This window comes from Streptomyces sp. NBC_00259, assembly GCF_036181745.1.
In the GTDB taxonomy this organism is placed as follows: domain Bacteria; phylum Actinomycetota; class Actinomycetes; order Streptomycetales; family Streptomycetaceae; genus Streptomyces; species Streptomyces pratisoli.
In genome coordinates this window covers 2346449-2364445 of the sequence record NZ_CP108080.1, presented here as the reverse complement: position 1 = coordinate 2364445, position 17997 = coordinate 2346449, and the positions used below count along the sequence as shown (strand labels likewise).

Here is a 17997-nt window from a genome sequence, read left to right as displayed (position 1 = left end):
CGGTGGACAGCAGCCCGCTGTGCCTGGGCGGTCGGTTTCGCGGCTTTAGACACCTCACGATGCCAACGCGTCAAGCTGCGGCGGTGATAGCGATGGGGAACGCGGTGTCTTCTTCGAACAGCTTGCGGTGCTGAAGGCAGTGGAAGAGCTGGCCGATCATGCGGTTGAAGAGATTGCGTTGGGCAGCTGCGTGCCAGTCGCCGACCTCGCGTCGTCGCCGGTAATGGGCGTTGGCTCCGGCCGAGGCTCGGAGCGAGGCGAAGGCCCACAGGTATCCGGTGTGGTTGAGCCTGTCGTTCTTCACCCAGCGCCGGGTGATGGACGACTTCTTGCGGGCCAAGATCGGGCTGTCGCGGGCAGGCCAGGAGCCGACCCGATTCGCGGCCAGCGCAAGGGTTCATGCTCTCTCGCCCCATGGCGGCTCCCGCCCAAAGCCGCTCCGAGAGTTGTTCGGCGGCCCGGAAGAGTGGGGTGTGGCTCCACTTGCCGCCGGTGGCTCCGGGGGAGTGGCCGCCCCGCTCTTCGTGGCGCCGCTCCGCTGATTGATCTGCGAATTGATCGCTGTTCGCGGAGCTGACGGCGGGTGCTCCTCCATCCCGGGCTACGGCACGCTGCCGCACGCATGCCGTCCACGTGCTGCGCCCGCCTCGCCGCCCGTGTCAGCGGGCTTGCATGACCGAATCGGCATCAGCCACGGCTGCGACGTTGTCACAGGGCAGAGCACGATTCGGTCCCTTTCCAGTAAGAGACAAATCTCTCATATATCCCTATGTCGCCCATTGCCAAGCGATCCGAGGTCACGCGATGACTAAGACCACGATCAGCACCGACCGAGTCGCACTCGGTAGGCAGATACACACATCTGACGTTTCCGACACGGCGTTCGCGCTGCTCGACGAGCAGGGGACGGTGGTCGCGTGGACGCAGGCCGCCGAGCAGCTCGTCGGATACTCCGCTGGCGAGGTGGTGGGTCGGTCCGCCGCACGCGTACTGCCGTCCTTCGCGAAAGCGTCGGCGTTCGTCGAGCGGTGCCGTGCCCGCGACGGCTGGTCGGGCGCGCCGGCGGTGCGCCACCGGGACGGCTGGTCGGGCGCGACGGCGGTGCGCCACCGGGACGGTCGCATGCTCGACGTCTGTATGCGGATGTCGTTGGTGCGGGGGCAGGACGGAGGGACGCGGTGGCTTGCGTCCGTGACCGACATGGGCGCGCTGTCCGGGGAAGTGGGGAACGGATCGGTACAGGGATCGATTCTTGACCGCGCGCCGATCGGCGTCGTCGTCCGTGACCTGCAGCTGCGTTGCACCTGGGTGAACGACGCGGTGGAGAGCCACAACGGCATCTCCCGTGACCGGCGGCTCGGATCCCGGATGACCGACGCGTGGCCCGGTATCGAGGCCGAAGTGGCCGAGGCGGTGATGCGGCGGGTGCTGAGGAGCGGGAGCACCAAGGTCCACGAGTACCGGACGTGGCTGCCGACGGGTCGGGGTGAGGAGCACCCGTTCGCGGTTTCGTTCTCCTGCCTCCAGGGCGCCGACGGCCGAGGACTGGGGGTGTGCGTCATCAGCGTCGATCTCACCGAGAGCCGGCAGGAGCGCGAGCGCCTGGCGGTTCTCGGGGAGGCGGGCACCTGCCTGGGCAGCACCCTGGATGTCATGCAGACCGGGCAGGAACTGGCCGATCTCGCCGTGCCCCTGTTCGCCGACTTCGTCGCCGTGGACCTGGAGCAGTCGGTCCCGTTCGGAGATGGGCCCCCGGTGCGCATCGGCTCGATCGGCGAGCGTTTCCCCGTTCTCCGGCGGGCCGGCGTGGCCTCGACCCGCCCGGGGATCCCGGAAGCCGCGTGGGAGCGCGGTGAGCACGTTCACGTACCGCCCGCCTCGCCCTTCATCGACGTCCTGCGCACCGGCAGGTCACACATGGTGCCGGTCCTGAACATTGCTCCGGGCTCATGGATCGACCGGGACCCGGTGCGGGCGCAGAAGATCCGTGAGACCGGCATGCACTCCGCGATGGTCGTGCCCATCCGCGCCCGGCGCACGCTACTGGGCTCGGCGGTGTTCATCCGCACCGAGAATCCCGTGCCGTTCCAGGTGGACGATCTGCTCCTGGCCGAAGAGCTCGTCAGCCGCGCCGCGGTGTCGCTGGACAACGCGCGCCAGTACGCGCGCGAGCACACCGCGGCTCTCGCGGTCCAACGCAGTCTGCTCCCACGCCATCTCAGGGGAGGCGTGGCGGTGGAGGCGGCCTCGCGCTACCTGCCCGCCGATGTGGACCGCGGTGTCGGGGGCGACTGGTTCGATGTGATCCCGCTGTCCGGTGCCCGGGTGGCCCTCGTCGTCGGCGATGTGGTCGGGCACGGTCTCGACGCCGCGGTGGCCATGGGCAGGCTCCGCACCGCGGTGCGCACGCTCGCCGACATGGAGCTGCCCCCCGACGAACTGCTGGCCCGTCTCGACGACACCGTCCAGCGACTGGCGGAAGAGGACACCGATGACCCGCACCAGGGTGCCACGGTGGTGGGTGCCACCTGCCTGTATGCCGTGTACGACCCGGTCACCCGGAAGTGCACCATGGCAACGGCCGGGCACCTCCCGCCCGCGATCATCGACCCGCAGGCCCGGGTGACCTTCCCCGACCTTCCCACTGGAGCCCCGCTCGGCATCGGGCTGGGGGTCCCTTTCGAGGCCGTCGAGCTGGAACTGCCCGAGGGGAGTCTCATCGCCCTGTACACCGACGGCCTGGTCGAGACCCGCGAGGACGACATCGGGGAGGGGATGCGCCGTCTCGGCACTGCCCTGGCACAACCGAATCCTTCCCTGGAAGACCTCTGCACCCGCGCGATGCAACCTGCCCGAGGTCAGGCGGCGTTCGACGACGCCAGCCTGCTCCTGGTCCGCACCCGCGCGCTCGGCCCGGCCCAGGTCACCTCCTGGACACTGCCGAGCGACGACACCACTGCCCGCCGCGCCCGGAACCTGGTAGCCCGTCAGCTGGCCGAATGGGGTCTGGAAGGTCTTGAGGACTCCACGAAGCTGATCGTCAGCGAGCTGGTCACCAACGCCGTCCGGCACGGAACCGGCTCGATCGATCTGCGTCTGACCCGGCACCAGGTCCTGACCGTGGAAGTGTCGGATACCGACGCCTGCTCCCCGCGTCCGCGTAACGCGGGTACGTCCGATGAGAACGGTCGTGGCCTCTTCCTGGTCTCCCAGCTGTCCCGCCGATGGGGCACCCGCCCGATACCGGGCGGCGGCAAGGTCGTCTGGGCCGAGGCGGACCTTGCCCACGCATCCGGCGCCTGCGACCGCTGATCGATTGCCCGTCGGGGCGCCGACGTCCACGCACGTGAGGTGGCCGATCCCGGCACCTCTGGACACTGGGGTGGCCGTCTCATCGCGGAGGGTCGTCGCATGCCGTCCACGTGCTGCGCCTGCCTCGCGGCCCGCCAGTGGGCTTTCCTGACCGAACCGCCATCAGCCACGGCTGCAGCGCTTGTCACAGAGAAGAGCACCATCCGGTCAATGGGTCCCAAAGGGGTAAATTTACCTCCATGTCGCCTATTCCCCAGCCACCCGAGGACGACAGCTCGATGACGAGTACCACGATCAGTGCCGAGCGAGTGACGCTCGGTAGGCAGATGCATGCGTCTGACATATCCGATACGGCGTTCGTGCTGCTCGACGAGCAGGGGACGGTGGTCGCGTCGACGGAGGCCGCCGAGCACCTTGTCGGATACTCCGCCGACGAGGTGGTGGGCCGGTCCGCCGCACTCGTCCTGCCGTCCTTCGGTGCAGCGTCGACGATGTCGGCGTTCGTGGAGCAGTGCCGCGCCCGGAACGGCTGGTCGGGCGCGACGGCGGTGCGCCATCGGGACGGCCGCGTGCTCGACGTCTGCCTGCGGATCTCGCCTCTGCAGGGGCAGGACGGAGCAGCACGCTGGCTTGTGACGGTGACCGACCTCGGCGTGCCGTCCGGGGACGCGGTGAGCGCATCGGTGCAGGGATCGATCCTTGACCGCGCGCCGATCGGCGTCGTGATACGTGACTTGGAGCTGCGTTGCACCTGGGTGAACGACGCGATGGAGAGCCGCGACGGCATCTCCCGTGACCGGCGGCTCGGAGTCGGGATCACCGACGCGTGGCCCAGTGTCGAGACCGAGGCTACGGAGGCGGTGATGCGGCGGGTGCTGAGGAGCGGGAGCACCAAGGTCCACGAGTACCGGACGTGGCTGCCGACGAGTCGGGGTGAGGAACGCCCGTACGCGGTTTCGTTCTCCTGTCTCCTGGGCGCCGACGGCCGAGCGCTGGGCGTGTGCACCATCAGCGTCGACGTCGCCGAGAGCCGGCGGGCGCGCGAGCGCCTGGCCGTTCTCGGGCATGCCGGCACACGCCTGGGCAGCAGCCTGGATGTGATGCAGACCGGTCAGGAACTGGCCGATCTCGCCGTGCCCCTGTTCGCCGACTTCGTCGCCGTGGACCTGGAGCAGTCGGTCCCGTTCGGCGAGGGGCCCCCGGTGCGCATCGGCTCGATCGGCCAGCGCCTCCCCGTTCTCCGGCGTGCCGGCGTGGCCTCGATCCATCAGGGGATCCCGGAAGCCGTGTGGGAGCGCGGTGAGACCGTACTCGTACCGCCCGCCTCGCCCATCGCCGAGGTCCTGCGCACCGGCAGGTCCAGTCTGGAGTCGAAGGTGGACACCTCTCCGGGTTCGTGGATCGACCAGTCGCCGGCACTGGCGCAGAGGATCCGTGAGACCGGCATGCACTCCGTGATGATCGTCCCCATCCGCGCACGGCGCGTCCTGCTGGGCACGGCGGTGTTCATCCGCAACGAGAATCCGGCGCCGTTCCAGGAGGCCGATCTGCTGCTGGCCGAAGAGCTCGTCAGTCGCGCCGCGGTGTCCTTGGACAAGGCCCGTCAGTACAGCCGCGAGCAGACCGCGGCACTCGCGCTCCAGCGCAATCTGCTCCCGCACCGCCTGCGTGGCGGTGCGGCCGTCGAGGCGGTGTCGCGCTACCTGCCCGCCGACATCGACAGGGGCGTCGGGGGCGACTGGTTCGATGTGATCCCGCTGTCCGGCGCCCGCGTGGCCCTTGTCGTCGGCGATGTGGTCGGCCACGGCCTCGACGCCGCCGCGACCATGGGCAGGCTCCGCACCGCGGTCCGCACGCTCGCCGACATGGAGCTGCCCCCCGACGAACTGCTCGCCCGCCTCGACGACACGGTCCAGCGACTGGCGGAAGCAGACGCCGACGCTCCGGACGAGTGCACCGCGGTGGAGGGAGCCACCTGTCTGTATGCCGTGTACGACCCGGCCACCCGGAAGTGCACCATGGCAGCCGCCGGGCACCCCCCGCCCGCGATCGTCGACCCGCAGGGCCAGGTGACCTTCCCCGACCTTCCCACCGGGGCTCCACTCGGCATCGGGCTGGGGGTCCCGTTCGAGGCCGTGGAGCTGGAACTGACCGAGGGGAGTCTCATCGCCCTGTACACCGACGGCCTGATCGAGGCCCGCGGCCAGGACATCGACGAGGGAATGCACCGTCTGGGCACCGCCCTGGCACAACCGGATCTGTCCCTGGAGGAGCTCTGCACCCGCGCGCTGGAGCCCGTCCAGGGTCAGGCGGCGTGCGACGACACCAGCCTGCTCCTGGTCCGCACCCGCGCGCTCAGCCCGGCCCAGGTCGCCTCCTGGACCCTGCCCGGTGACGGCACCGTCGTCCACCGCGCCCAGAACCTCGCCGCCGATCAGCTGACCTCATGGGGCCTGGAAGGTCTCGCGGGCTCCGTGAAGCTGATCGTCAGCGAACTGGTCGCCGACGCCGTCCGCCACAGCACCGGCCCGATTCGCCTGCGCCTGATCCAGCACCAGGTCCTGACCGTCGAAGTGTCCGATGCCGACTTCTCCACCCCGCGTGTGTGTGACGCGCGCATCGTCGACGAGCACGGCTGCGGCCTCGCCAAAGTCGCCCAACTGTCCCGCAGATGGGGCACTCGCCCGGCGCGGGGCGGCAGGGTCGTCTGGGCCGAGGCGGACCTCGCCCGTGCATCCGGCCGCTGATCGCTTGAACGGCGCACCCGGACCAACGACCGGCCGGTCCACCGAGGTTCCCGTCGTGGTCAGGATTCCTCGGTGTCAGGATTCCTCGGTATCCAGCTCGAACGTGAAATAGATGCTCAGGCAATAGGGCTCGTCCTCGTCATGGAAGAAGTCCCACGACACGTCGGACAGGCGGATCCTGTGATCCCGCACCCACTCATGGGCTTTCTTGAAGGCGTCCGCGGCAGTTCTGGCGGGGAACAGCTTCCTCGCCATGGGATGCACCCCGGTTTCCGCGTCCGAATCGTCGAATCCCTCCGGAACGTCCAGGCAGAAGTTCGGATCGAGCACCATGGAGTACGCCCTTTCGGTCGGTTTACCCGTACGAGTCGACTGAGGCTGATCCTCCGAACAAGACGCCCGGTAAGACCGCCGCACACCTGGGAAGGTTGCCAACGATCCCGGCCGCGGCGCGCCATGTCGCGGCCCGGCGTGCCAGTCCCGTTCCGGATCGGCTGGGTCGCATACGCTGCGAGACGATCAACGTGGCGTCCTCGACCACGCGTACACACCGCGTACACACCGCGTAGGCAACGCGTACGCAACGCGCACCTGGACGGCGCAGTTGACGGATGCAGAAAGGGGTGTGGCATGGAGTCCCCAGGCGTGCAGCTACGGGAGGTCACCGACGACAACTGGGATGCCGTTCGTGCACTTCGCGTCCGACGCGACCAGAAGCAGTTCGTCGCCTCCGTGTCCAGGTCGCTCAAGGATGCGGCGAAGACGCCGGAGGCCAATCCCTGGTACCGCGCCGTCTACCGTGGTGACGAGCCGGTCGGCTTCGTGATGTTGTCGTGGAAACCGCCGGCCGGTCCTTACAAGGGACGGCACTTCCTGTGGCGCCTCCTCATCGACAAGCGGTACCAGAAGCGAGGCATCGGCCGGGACGCGCTTGCGCAGATCGCCGCCCTGGTTCGCGCGGACGGCGCCACCGAGCTGCTGACCAGCTACGAGCCCGGCGACGGCGAACCGTGGCCCTTCTACCAGAAGTTCGGGTTCGAGCCCACCGGGGAGATCGACGACGGCGAGATCGTCCTGCGGCTCACCTTCCCCGATCGGTGAGTTCGTAGACGAAGCAGCCGACGGTTGTGACCTCCTGTGGTTCCCGAGCCGAGTGCATCCGCTCGGCCCTGCCCCCGTCAGTCGAGCCAGATGAGCATGGCGTCATCCGCCGCAGCGGCGGCCTCGAAGAACTGCGTCAGGCCGCCGTACCAGTGGCGCCCCCACTCGAGCGCTCCGGGACCGTCCCATCCCTGCGGGTACACCGCGGCCTTGGTCAGGTCCGCACGGTCCACGTCGTCGATGAGTCGGTCGTACGTCACGGTGAGGAGAGATTGTGCCGCGAGCCGCACCCGCTCGGGCCGCAGGTACCTCGGTGGCCCGTATCCCCAGTCCTCGTCCTCGGCGAAGGGCTCCTCACCATGGATCACGTACACGGGGAACCCGGTGCGCGCCAGCAGGAAGCGGAGCATGTCCCAGGTCTTGTACGTGCTGAAACGGCGCGCCTCGGCCGGGGTGGGCGTCGACTCCTCCTCGCGGTCCTCGACCTCTTCGACGAAGTCCAGGGCCCAGACAGGGTTCTGGATCGCCCGGTCGAGTTCGACGGCCGTGACGCGCAGGTACTCACCGATCATGCTCATGGCCGGAGACTAGGCGGGGCCACTGACAAGGCTTCCGACGGCGTGCGGCAGTTGGCCGTCCACCGGCTTCCCCGGGCTGTCACTTGGGGAGGAGCTGCTGGCCGCCGTCGATGTCGTACGTTCCGCCGGTGAGCGCGTCGTTGCACATGATGTGTACGGCCAGGGCGGCGACGTCCGCCGGGCCGACGACCCGTCGGATGGGGAGCGTGGCGCGCAGTTCCGCACGTCGGGCGTCGAGCTGATCGCCCAGGAGCGAGGCCGACAGGGGAGTGTCGACGAAGCCCGCGGCGATGAGGTTCGCCCGGACCGGCGCCAGTTCGAGCGCCAGGTTCGCGATGAGGGCGGACAGAGCCGCCGTGAGGGCGGACACGACGGAAAGGCCGACAGTGGGACGGCGACCGCCGGTGCCTCCGATGAAGATCAGGGTGCCGCCGGCCCGGACCTTGCCGCGGCTGTGGAGGGCGATCCCGAGCGTCATGCTGAGACGCTGCTCGAACTCTCGTGAGGCGGCCGCGAGGTCCATGCCTTCCAGGGGCATGTAGAAGGGGCCACCGGCGGTGACCATCACATGGTCGACCGGACCGGGAAGATCCCCGAAGAACTGCTCGACGCGCTCGGTGTCCGTGGCGTCGAACGTCGCCGTGCCGAGGGGTTCGAGCTCGTGCGCGGCCTGTTGCAGCCGTTCGGGGTTGCGGCCCACCAGGACCAGCCGGGCGCCGTCCGCGCGTACCTGGCGGGCGGTTTCGAGCCCGATGCCCGCGCTGGCGCCGATGACCACAACGGTCTGGCCGGCGAGGGAGTGGTTGGGTTTGCCGGCCGTCATCCGCGCACACCTCCGGGTACGGCTATGGGGATGGGTGCGGGTTCGCGTGCGGGTACGGGTACGGGCTGTGGCTTCGGAGGAACGTGAAGGGAACCGGCTCGCTGCCGAAGGGTGTCAGCGGCCAGGGGCACGCTGCTTCACCTCCTGGAGCACCCAGCCGTTGCCGTCCGGGTCGCTGAAGGTGGCGTAGGTGCCGTAGTCGGCACGGGTGGGGTGCGGGCCGGCCACCTGCCCCTTGTTGCCGGCCGGGTACACGAACTTTCCGCCGTCGTGGCTGTGCGCGAAGATGCCTTCGGCATCGTGGAACAGCTCGCTCACGTCGATGCCGCGGCCGACGAGCTCCGCACGGGCCACCTCGATGTCGTACACGATGAGGTACAGGCCCTGCGTGGAGCCGGGCGCGGCGGAGGTGACCCCTTTTCCGAGGATGATCGCGCACTCGGAGCCGGGCGGTGTGAACTGTATGACCCGGTAGTCCTCATTCGCGGTGACGTCGATGTCCATCCGGAATCCCGCCGCCTCGTAGAAACTCTTGGCCCGGTCTACGTCGGAGACGGGCAATATGATGAGTTCGAGTTTCAGATCCATGAGGGATCTCTTTCTTCGCGCTTTTCGCTGGATGTCCTGCCTGATGCTGGGGGCCGAAACAGGGCCGCCGCCAGCGGGGCACCGACGAGGGCGGTGGCCAGGCCGGCGGCCGCGCTCGGGTAGCGGTTGTTGGTCCGGCGCATGTGCGTTTCCCACGCAAGACGGAGATGCGCGCCTCGTATCTCAACGTACCGGCTTGTGCGGCCGATCGCGCGGCGTGCCCGCCCGCAGCCCCGTAGCCGGGCGGAGCCAGGTGAATCGAGAGCTCGGACTGCGGGCCGGTGCAGCTTTTAACGTGATTGTCGCCTGCTGTCAAGCCCCGAAATGCAGCGACGTGACGTGCTTCGGTAGTGCGGGCGTAATTGAGTCATGGGTTCACGCGGAGCAGGTGGCCCACTCGAAAGGTCCGGCTCGTACCGGCAGGACTTTCCACCGAACCTTTTCGCCCTTTTCGCTGAGGAGATTTCCATGGCTCGCACAACCTGCACGCAGCGTCTCGTGATCCTTACCGCTTCGACCGCTCTCGCCGCAGGAGGTGCGCTCATTCCCTCCAGTGCATTCGCCGCCCCGGCGCCGCAGATCGGCGCCGTGAGCGCGAAGGCGCCCACTTTCGACCACCACGACAAGCGTGACCGCAACGGGGAGCGCAAGCGGGAGAAGACCAAGATCGTCTTCAAGACGGGGAAGACCAAGATCGTCATCGTGGTCGAGAAGAAGACCGTGAAGAAGAGGTAGGGCTCGGCCCTGAGCAACGGTCCGGCCGGACGGCATCGCCGTCCGGCCGGACCGCGCGTGCGAAAGCGGTGTGACCCCGGTGCGTGGCAACAGTCGTGGTGACGGCGGCAGTTCGGTTGCGGGAGTGCTGCACGTGCGGTTCCGTCGATACGGATCCGGCGTCAACCGCCTTGCGGAGGGGGCGCGGAGGGGGTGGGGAAGCGGCGGACGTACCGCCGTTGCCAAGGGGTTTCGACGGCGTGCCGGTCGTAGTGCCGTCGTACGAAGGCGACCGCCTCGGCGGGCGGTACACCGTCGAGGACCGCGAGGCAGGCCAGTGCCGTACCGGTGCGGCCGCGGCCACCGCCGCAGGCGATCTCGACCCGATCGGTGGACGCCCTGGTCAGGGCCTCGTGGAGGGCGGCGTGGGCGTCGGCGCGGTCGCTGGGGAGGCGGAAGTCCGGCCAGCGGAGCCAGCGGGCCTCCCAGGGGGTGCTCGGCGGCTGCTTGCCCAGCAGATACACCGCGTACGTGGGCGGAAGGCCGGGCGGCAGGGCACGGCGCAGGCCGCGGCCCCGGACGAGGCGACCGGAGGGCAGACGGAGCACTCCGGGGGCGCTCTCGGGCCAGGGTGCGGTCATGCCGCCAACGTAGTCGAGGCTCTGCGCGTCGTCGCAGGTCTTGCCGATGCGCCTGGCGGCGGGGCAGGGGCACCTGGCGTCGATCCTGCTCGCGGTGACCGAAGTGCCCGCGGTCGTCGGTGGTCGGTCGTCGGCCGTCAACGTCAGAGGTCGGCGTCGGTCGCCGGTCCGGGCGCAAACTCTGAGGGGTGAGCGGGACGTTGGGGTCGGTGACGGTCGCCCTGTCCGGCATATGAACTCCGTCACCGTGCGCGTCGCCAGGGTCACGGTTGTCAGTCCCGCGGCGTAACCTTGTGCGCATGTCCCCAACCCTTCGCGAGCTTGGTTCCGTGCGGTCCGCTGCCGTGGTGAATGCGGAGATTCGTGCGTTGTGGGCGAGGTCCGGGGCACGGCTGTCCGCCGCGGACGAGGCGAAGTACCAGCGTCTGCTCGTGGAGTGGGCGGCGGCTGTCGGCCCTGCGTCGGCCGAGGGCGCCGAAGGCGTTGAGCCCGCCCCTCTCGCCGAAGGCACCGCGCGAGCCTCGCTCGCCGAGGCGGCCTGACACCCACCACCCCGACCGGCCGGTGGAGTCGGCTGCGGGATCTGGGAGCCGGTCCGGTCGTCGCGCCGGTCGCGTCGGTCGCTCCGGTCGTGCCTGCCATACCGGGGTCGGCGCCGGGATCAGCCCGGTTGTCAGTGGTGTGGCCCACACTGGAGACATGTGCCGCAGCATCAAGACTCTCCGACCGCCGGTCCTCCCCGAAGAAGCCACCGAGGAGGACATCAGGGCCGCGGCCCTGCAGTTCGTACGGAAGGTGTCCGGGTTCCGGGCCCCCGCCGCGCACAACCGGGAGGTGTTCGAGCGCGCCGTGGACGAGATAGCGGAGGCGACGCAGAAGCTCCTCGACGGGCTGGAGGTGCGAGGCGGCGTGACCAGGACGGCCACGACGACCGGAGTGGACGGATCGGCCGGATCGGCCGGATCGGCTACGACGGTTCCGGCGCCGGACGCCGCATGACGTAGGCCGCGACGGACCCGGCGGCGAAGAGGGCGAGGACGGACACCGCCACGCCCACCCAGGTGGCGCCCAGCCACTGGCCGCCGAAGTAGCCGAGGCCGACGCTGTAGCCCGCCCATGCCACGCCCGCGAGGGCCGACCAGGGAAGGAACTCCCTCACCCTGCGGCGGGACGCGCCCGCGCCCAGGGAGACGACGGAGCGGCCCGCGGGGGCGAACCGGGCGATGACGACGAGCATCCCACCGCCTTGGACGAGCGCCGTGCCGAGACGTTCCTGCGCCCTGGTCAGGCGTCGGGAGCGCGCGATGGCCCGGTCCAGCCGCTCGCCGCCGCGCCAGGCCAGCCGGTACGCGGCGAGGTCGCCGAGCACGGACGCGGTCGTCGCGCAGAGCAGCAGCGCGATCAGCGACGGCACTTCGCCGGACACCTGGTCGGCCGCCGCCTTCGCTCCCGCGACCGCCCCCGACTCCGCGGCCGCCTTCGCCCCGGCGACCGCTGTCGATCCCGCGACGGCCGTCGACCCGGCCGCGGCCGCCGTCGCGGCCGTGATGACCAGCACGCCGCTCGGCAGTACGGGCAGAAACACATCGAGAAGGATCGAGAGGGCCACGACGGCATAGATCCATGGGCTGCCGGTCAGCAGCCCCACAGTCTCGAGCACCACGACTCCCCACAGGACGAAACGCCGCGACGTCGCAGGGGAGCGGCAGGGGCGGCATGACAGCCATACAGCGTACGCCCGAGTCGTGCGCACAGATCGTCAGGGGTGGGGTGAAGTCGGGCGCGGCCGTACGGGTGCAGTCTGCGGCACAGAGGCCTCCCTGCGGGCGCGGCTCGGCCGGTGATCCGACCCGCTCGCGGTAGGAGGGAGGCCGGGCGAGCCCGGCCGACGTGGCAGCTCGGCGAGCGCGGCGACCACGGAGAGCACGGCGAGTACGGCGAGCACGAGGAGTGGGCACATGGCGGTGACGTCGGCGGGAGTACTGGCCGGGGCGGCGGCCCTGGGGTTGCTGGCGGTCGGTGCCGTGGGTGCGGCCTACGGCACCTCGGACGGGTCCGGGGCCACGTCCGGGTCCGGGTCCGCGGGTGTGGGCGTCGGCGCGGGCGCGGGCGAAGGGCTCGTGCTGCGGGTCCACGGCCGGTTCGCGCCGCCCGGCTCGTTCGTACCGTCGACGGCGCTCACGTACGACCGGACACTCGTGCCGGCCGGGGCGTGGATCGTGGTCGAGCAGGAGGCGGGCCGGGCGGGAACCGTGGTGCGGGCGCGCGTGGGCGGGGTGAAGGCGGGCCACGCGTTCGGTGCGCACGTTCACACCGAGCCGTGCGACGCGGCGCCGGACCAGGCGGGGCCGCACTACCGCCACCATGCCGACCCGGCCGGTGTCGCCGAGGCCGCGAACGAGGTGTGGCTGGACTTCACGACCGACGCGACCGGCCAGGCGACCGTGGAGGCCCGGCACGACTGGGGATTCCGGCGCGGCAGCGCGAATTCGCTGGTCCTCCACCGGGAACAGGGCGGCGCCGGCGCCCGCGTCGCCTGCTTCACCATCCCGTTCGGCGGCTACGGAACACCGTGAGCCCGCACTGAATCCGCGACACGAGCCCCTGACCCGGACCGGCCCCGGACCGGCCCCGGACCGGCCCCGGACCTGCACCGCTACCAGCCGAACCGGCCCCGGCCCCACGCCGCTACCGGCCCCCATCCGGGCCGCTCGCACCGCCCGCCCGGCCCCGTACGCGTGTGAGCCCGGGTCCGGCAGGGTGCGGACCCGGGCTCAGCGGCCGGGAGGCCCGGGCGTCGGCGGGGCGCCGGGTGCCGGGCATCAGGCATCAGGTAAGTCGAGGACTCAGGCCGCGACTGCCGTCGGCTCGTCGCGCTTGGCGCTGTCGTTCGCGTTGCCGCGTGCGGCGAAGAGCCGGTCCAGGGCCAGCGCGCCCGGCCCGGTGAAGACCAGGAGCAGGAACGCCCAGGAGTAGACCGCCGCGCCCTCGCCGCCGTTCTGGATCGGGAAGAGGGCCTCGGTCTGGTGCACCGTGAAGTACGCGTACGCCATCGCGCCCGAGGCGACGAACGCCGCGGCGCGCGTGCCGAGGCCGATCAGTACCAGGATGCCGGCGGCGAGTTCGATGACGGCCGCGTACCAGCCCGGCCAGGCGCCGGTGGGTGCCGTGCCGCCGGCGGCCTCGGCGCCGAGGACGCCGAAGAGCGAGCGGGCGCCGTGGCAGGCGAAGAGCAGGCCGAGGACGATGCGGAACAGGCCCAGCGCGTACGGCTGGACCTGGTCCAGCCGTGAGGACAGCTGACGTGTGGCCATGTGGGGGGTCTCCTTCGGTCTGGGGACGTGAAACCGATGAGACCCCAAGTTAGGCGGGCCTAATCAATGCTTGCAAGTTCAACATTGTGCTCGCGGTCGTTCTTCATGAGAAATTCACGGCCGGCCGCGACGACACGCAGCACCGCCCGTGCCACCGCGTCCGCGTCGGAAAGCGTCACCGAGTCCACGCCCGGCCGCGCCCCCGCCGCGGTCACCCAGTGCACTCCCTCGGTGGGGACCCCGACCGCGAACCGCCGGGAGTGGGCCCTTCCCCGGCGGTCGATCAGACGGTAAGGACGCCCCGTCACGTCCAGGCCGCCGGTTTCGTAGCCGCCGATCGTATGCGGTCGGCACTGCCCCGTCCGAAGCATCCGCGCGAGCAACTCGTCCTGGCTGCGCCGCAGGTCGGGCTCCGGAAGCCGGGCCTCGATCAGCGTCGTCGCGGTCACCCGCGACCCCGGCACGTCGGGGGACTCGGCCGTGAACACCCCGCCCTCCGCCCGTACGGACATCCTCGGGCCGACCACGTCCAGCACTCCGGCCTCGATCAGCGCGGTCATCTCCTCGATCCGGCGGCGCGGCGGGCCGATGGAGAGGAAGGCGTTCAACGGCGTGTACCAGCGGTCCAGATGGTCGCGGCGCGACGCCCCTGACAGACCGCGGTGGTCCACGATCTGCCGTACCTCGTTGCGCACGTCCCGCAGGACGTCCAGGGCCGCCTTGACCGGACCCGCCACATTGCCGAGCGTCGCGTGCTCGGCGTCGCGCCGCAGATGGCCGAGCAGCCAGTCGCGGAAGGCGGCCGGACCGGTGAAGGTCTCGCCCTTGTACGGTCGTGAGATCCGCTCCCAGGACCAGCGGTCGGCCTGCGCGCACCCGTGGGCGTCCAGGACCGCCGCCTCCTCCGCGCTGCCGTGCGCGGTGTCCAGGAACGCGGCCCGGAAGCCACTCCGTTCACCGGTCCGACAGCCCGCCCGTCCGTGGACCCGGGAGCCGGTCCCGTCGCCCGGGCCCTGCGCGAGCAGCGCCTCGTAGTAGACCGTCTCCACCTCCTTCGCGATCCGCGGCCATATCTCGTCCAGGAAGTCCGGCGGATCACCGGCGTCCGCGCGCTTGCGCAGGACCGCGATCACATCCGGGGTGAGGACCAGCGGATGGTGCCGCCCCGACGCACCCTTCGCGTTGTCCCCGCGCGCCTGGTGCGGAACGCCGCGCCGCGAGCCCGCGTACAGCCGCGGCTCACGCCCCGAGGGCCGGTACGCGAGGCGGTCCCCGTCCCGGACGAACACTCCGCCGCGGGCCGTCGTCAACAGCGCCATGTGGTCGAAGAAGTTGAGGCCGAGACCGCGCAGCAGGACCGTTTCGCCCGGTGCGATCACGGAGAGGTCGAGGTCGGCGGGGTTGGCGGGGGCGTAGTGACGCAGTCCGTACCGCTCCGCGTACGCACCGAGCCCGGCCGGTGCCGCGCCCGCCGCCACCGGCAGATGGCCCTGCGCCAGCACCACCGCGCTCAGTCCGGTCAGTACCGTCCCGTCGTCCAGCGCCAGTTGCTGCGAGCCGTCCTCGGCGTCGTCGAGGCGTATCGCCCGTGCCCGGTGCACCTCCACCCGGACCGTCACCGGCGCGTTCAGGACGATCGAGCGGAACGCCCACTCCAGATAGCGGCCGTAGCAGGCGCGGGTCGGATAGTCGTCCGGGCCGAGCGTCCCGGCGGCCGCGTCACCCGTGGCGGCCCACTCGTACAGGCTCGGGCCCGGCCGCACCGGCCCCTCGCACTCCACGCTGGCGTCCGTGAAGAGCGTCACCTGCGAGGCGACCGTGTTCATCAGCAGCTCGGCCGGCTGGTCCGTACGCCACACCTGGCCGGGACCGGCCGGAGCCGGGTCGATGACATGGACGGTCAGCGGAGTGTCCGGGGTCAGCTCGGGCACGGAGGCGCAGAGCCTTTCGAGGACCGAAGTGCCGCGGGGCCCCGCGCCGACCAGCGCTATGGCGTGCGGAGCTGAGGGCGGCGCTGCGGGCAACACGGACAAAGCACTGACTCCCGGGGCAAATGTGGGGGCGTGTGGCGTCGCGAGAAGCGGATCGACCGCCTCATCATGCCGGTGCCTTGTGAGGACCCGAAGGGGCGGGGGTGAGGATCGTCGCCCGCTGTGTGAAGTGTCACGGACCATTCGTCAGGTTCCGCGTTTCCACGGTCAGGAGCCGCGTACCCGTACGATCCGCCCGCGCCTGATCGAGCTGGAGCTCGGCTGAACGCCCGTTCAGCGTCAGTGTCATCAGCTGGTTCCCGAACCAGGGGCCGCCGCTTCTGCTCCAGTCGATGACCGGCCGACCCGCCCGGCCGTGCCGGGCGAGCGCATGGCCCAGGCGCCGCCCCGCCCGGCTCCAGCCGAAGCGGAAGCCGAGCCGCACCCAGGAGTGGATGGCGTTGTGCACGGGGGAGCAGGTCAGCTGGAACACCCGCGCGTCAGGCGCCCCGCCGGTCGCCCCGCCCGGCACCGCGGCGGCGGCGCCGCCCGGTGTCGTGTCCATCGCCCTCGTCGTGTCCACCTCCCTGTCGGGCCACTCGGGCTCGGCGACGTAGGCGTGGTGCACGTCCCCGGACAGGACGCAGATCGTCGCGGGCGCCAGTGGTCCGCTGCCCACCTCCGCGATCAGCGCGGTCAGCTTCTCGAACGAGGACGGGAACGCCGCCCAGTGCTCCAGATCGGCCCGTCTGCGCAGGTCCTCGCCGAATCGTGCCCAGCGCTCGCCGCGCTCCCCGCGGCACAGCGCCGCGTTCCAGCTCTCCGCGTCATGGATGAGCGGCGGCAGGAGCCACGGCAGCGACGTCCCGATGAGCAGGTGGTCGTACGACCCCGGTGCCTCCAGCGCCTGGTCGCGCAGCCAGTGCGCCTCGTCCTGGTCGAGCATCGCCCGGTGCCGCTCGTCGAGGACCCGGGCGGCGCGGGTGTCGATCATCAGCAGCCGGCTTCTGCCGAAGTCGCGCCGGTAGCTCCAGCGGACGGCGGCGGGGTCGGCGTCGGCCGTGGCCGCGAACCGCCGCAGCGCGTCCGTACCGTCCGGGGTGTCCCGTACGGCCGCGTACACCGGGTCCGTGGCGAGCTCGGCCGGGGAGAGATTGCCCAGGTGCTGATAGACCCAGTACGACATCAGCCCGCTGAGGATGCGCTCCTGCCACCACGCCGTGGCGCGCTTCTCCGCCAGCCACGACGCGCTCGTGTTCCAGTCGTCGATCAGATCGTGGTCGTCGAAGATCATGCAGCTGGGGACGGTGGAGAGCAGCCAGCGGACCACGGGGTCCAGCCAGGACTCGTCGTACAGCCGGGTGTACTCCTCGTAGTCCGCGACCTCGACGCCGGGGGGCTCGTTCAGATCGCGCCGCGCGGCCAGCCAGCGCTGGGTCGCCTGCGACGTCGCGTCCGCGTACACCTGGTCGCCCAGCAGCACCAGCACGTCGGGGCGGGAGGCGTCGGGGTCGTCCGCCAGCCGGGCGGCGAGGGTGTCGAGCGCGTCGGGCCCGATGGGGTCGTGCTCGTCGGCCGGCGGGGCGGCCCAGCGGCAGGAGCCGAAGGCCACCCGCACGTCCGCGGCGGGGATCGCGGGCGTACGGATCGTGCTCGGAGGGAAGGGCGAGTCGTCGAGCGGCCAGACCCGGCGGCCGTCCAGCAGCACCTCGTACGCCGTCGAGGAGGCGGGCGTGAGGCCCGAGACCGGGATCAGCGCGTAGTGATGGCCCTCGACCTGGAACGTACGGGCGGACCCGCCGGCTCCGGGGCGGTCGGGTCCGGGCTGGTCGGGTCTGGGCTGGTCGGGTCTGGGCCGGTCGGCTCCGGACTCGTCGGCCCTCGTCACGGCGTCGGCCCCGGTCGCGGCGTCCGCCCTCGTCCTGGCTTCCGGCCCGGTGCCGTCCGCGCTGCCGGCCGTCCCGGTCCGGCCCGCCCCGGCGTCGGCGCACCGCACCTCGGCCGTGCAGGGCCGGTCGGCCTCGATCCAGATGGTCGCGTGCTCACCGGTGTCCCAGTCCACGTACCGCAGTAGTGGTCCCAGGCGCAGCCCCGCTGCCATGTGCCCTCCTCCGTCGCCCCCGTACGGTACGGAACGACGGGGGAGGGTAGCGCGGTTCCGTGTCGGCAGAACCCGCGGGGCCGGGCGGACCGCCGGCCCGCGGGTCAG

The 17997-nt window shown here is 71.0% G+C and carries 16 protein-coding genes and 1 pseudogene; 7 read left to right on the top strand and 10 right to left on the bottom strand.

Going from position 1 to position 17997, the window contains the following annotated elements:
* Window positions 1-70: 70 nt before the first annotated feature.
* Window positions 71-331 (bottom strand): annotated as a pseudogene (locus OG766_RS10620) (IS110 family transposase); the annotation flags it as partial.
* A 341-nt stretch (window positions 332-672) separates the two neighbouring features.
* Here OG766_RS10620 and OG766_RS10615 point away from each other — a divergent pair.
* The gene (locus OG766_RS10615; RefSeq protein ID WP_328725144.1) at window positions 673-3312 is read left to right on the top strand and encodes a SpoIIE family protein phosphatase; all 2640 of its coding nucleotides are present in this window, start codon (window positions 673-675) and stop codon (window positions 3310-3312) included.
* Window positions 3313-3638: 326 nt separating this feature from the next.
* A complete protein-coding gene (locus OG766_RS10610) occupies window positions 3639-6059 on the top strand; it encodes a SpoIIE family protein phosphatase (RefSeq protein WP_328725143.1) in 2421 nt (806 codons plus the stop codon).
* Between the two features lie 75 nt (window positions 6060-6134).
* Here OG766_RS10610 and OG766_RS10605 read toward each other — a convergent pair whose 3' ends face one another.
* The gene (locus tag OG766_RS10605) at window positions 6135-6392 is read right to left on the bottom strand and encodes a hypothetical protein (protein WP_266374454.1); all 258 of its coding nucleotides are present in this window, start codon (window positions 6390-6392) and stop codon (window positions 6135-6137) included.
* A 297-nt stretch (window positions 6393-6689) separates the two neighbouring features.
* On the opposite strand from OG766_RS10605, the gene OG766_RS10600 reads away from it, so the two are divergent.
* Window positions 6690-7160 (top strand): GNAT family N-acetyltransferase, encoded by a 471-nt coding sequence (locus OG766_RS10600; protein ID WP_266374455.1) that lies wholly within the window; start codon window positions 6690-6692, stop codon window positions 7158-7160.
* 77 nt (window positions 7161-7237) lie between these two features.
* On the opposite strand, the gene OG766_RS10595 is transcribed toward OG766_RS10600, so the two are convergent.
* The 3 genes from OG766_RS10595 to OG766_RS10585 form a co-directional block, all read right to left on the bottom strand.
* Window positions 7238-7738 (bottom strand): YfbM family protein, encoded by a 501-nt coding sequence (locus OG766_RS10595; RefSeq protein ID WP_328725142.1) that lies wholly within the window; start codon window positions 7736-7738, stop codon window positions 7238-7240.
* 79 nt (window positions 7739-7817) lie between these two features.
* Window positions 7818-8561, bottom strand: coding sequence for an SDR family oxidoreductase (locus OG766_RS10590; RefSeq protein ID WP_328725141.1), 744 nt, complete (start codon window positions 8559-8561; stop codon window positions 7818-7820).
* A gap of 114 nt (window positions 8562-8675) precedes the next feature.
* Complete coding sequence (locus OG766_RS10585; RefSeq protein ID WP_266374459.1) at window positions 8676-9149, bottom strand: VOC family protein; 474 nt, start codon at window positions 9147-9149, stop codon at window positions 8676-8678.
* 468 nt (window positions 9150-9617) lie between these two features.
* Between OG766_RS10585 and OG766_RS10580 the strand changes: the two genes are divergently transcribed.
* Complete coding sequence (locus OG766_RS10580) at window positions 9618-9884, top strand: hypothetical protein (RefSeq protein ID WP_266374460.1); 267 nt, start codon at window positions 9618-9620, stop codon at window positions 9882-9884.
* A 161-nt stretch (window positions 9885-10045) separates the two neighbouring features.
* Here the strand turns inward: OG766_RS10580 and OG766_RS10575 are convergent, their stop codons facing one another.
* The gene (locus OG766_RS10575; RefSeq protein WP_328725140.1) at window positions 10046-10504 is read right to left on the bottom strand and encodes a protein-tyrosine phosphatase family protein; all 459 of its coding nucleotides are present in this window, start codon (window positions 10502-10504) and stop codon (window positions 10046-10048) included.
* A gap of 299 nt (window positions 10505-10803) precedes the next feature.
* Here OG766_RS10575 and OG766_RS10570 point away from each other — a divergent pair, with 299 nt between their 5' ends.
* Complete coding sequence (locus tag OG766_RS10570; RefSeq protein ID WP_328725139.1) at window positions 10804-11046, top strand: hypothetical protein; 243 nt, start codon at window positions 10804-10806, stop codon at window positions 11044-11046.
* Window positions 11047-11203: 157 nt separating this feature from the next.
* Window positions 11204-11503, top strand: a complete 300-nt coding sequence (locus OG766_RS10565) for a DUF2277 domain-containing protein (RefSeq protein ID WP_266374463.1) — start codon at window positions 11204-11206, stop codon at window positions 11501-11503.
* Here OG766_RS10565 and OG766_RS10560 read toward each other — a convergent pair.
* Complete coding sequence (locus OG766_RS10560) at window positions 11472-12164, bottom strand: DedA family protein (protein WP_328725137.1); 693 nt, start codon at window positions 12162-12164, stop codon at window positions 11472-11474. The two genes, OG766_RS10565 and OG766_RS10560, sit on opposite strands and share 32 nt — an antisense overlap.
* A 298-nt stretch (window positions 12165-12462) precedes the next feature.
* Here OG766_RS10560 and OG766_RS10555 point away from each other — a divergent pair, with 298 nt between their 5' ends.
* On the top strand, window positions 12463-13080 hold the full coding sequence (locus tag OG766_RS10555; RefSeq protein ID WP_266374465.1) for a superoxide dismutase family protein: 618 nt from the start codon (window positions 12463-12465) through the stop codon (window positions 13078-13080).
* Between the two features lie 270 nt (window positions 13081-13350).
* Here the strand turns inward: OG766_RS10555 and OG766_RS10550 are convergent, their stop codons facing one another.
* The 3 genes from OG766_RS10550 to OG766_RS10540 form a co-directional block, all read right to left on the bottom strand.
* Window positions 13351-13818 carry a DoxX family protein gene (locus tag OG766_RS10550; RefSeq protein WP_266374467.1) on the bottom strand — a complete coding sequence of 156 codons (468 nt, stop codon included), beginning with the start codon at window positions 13816-13818 and terminating at the stop codon, window positions 13351-13353.
* 59 nt (window positions 13819-13877) lie between these two features.
* Window positions 13878-15851, bottom strand: a complete 1974-nt coding sequence (locus OG766_RS10545) for an FAD/NAD(P)-binding protein (RefSeq protein WP_423247028.1) — start codon at window positions 15849-15851, stop codon at window positions 13878-13880.
* Between the two features lie 130 nt (window positions 15852-15981).
* A complete protein-coding gene (locus OG766_RS10540) occupies window positions 15982-17889 on the bottom strand; it encodes an alkaline phosphatase D family protein (protein ID WP_266374468.1) in 1908 nt (635 codons plus the stop codon).
* Window positions 17890-17997: the final 108 nt, after the last annotated feature.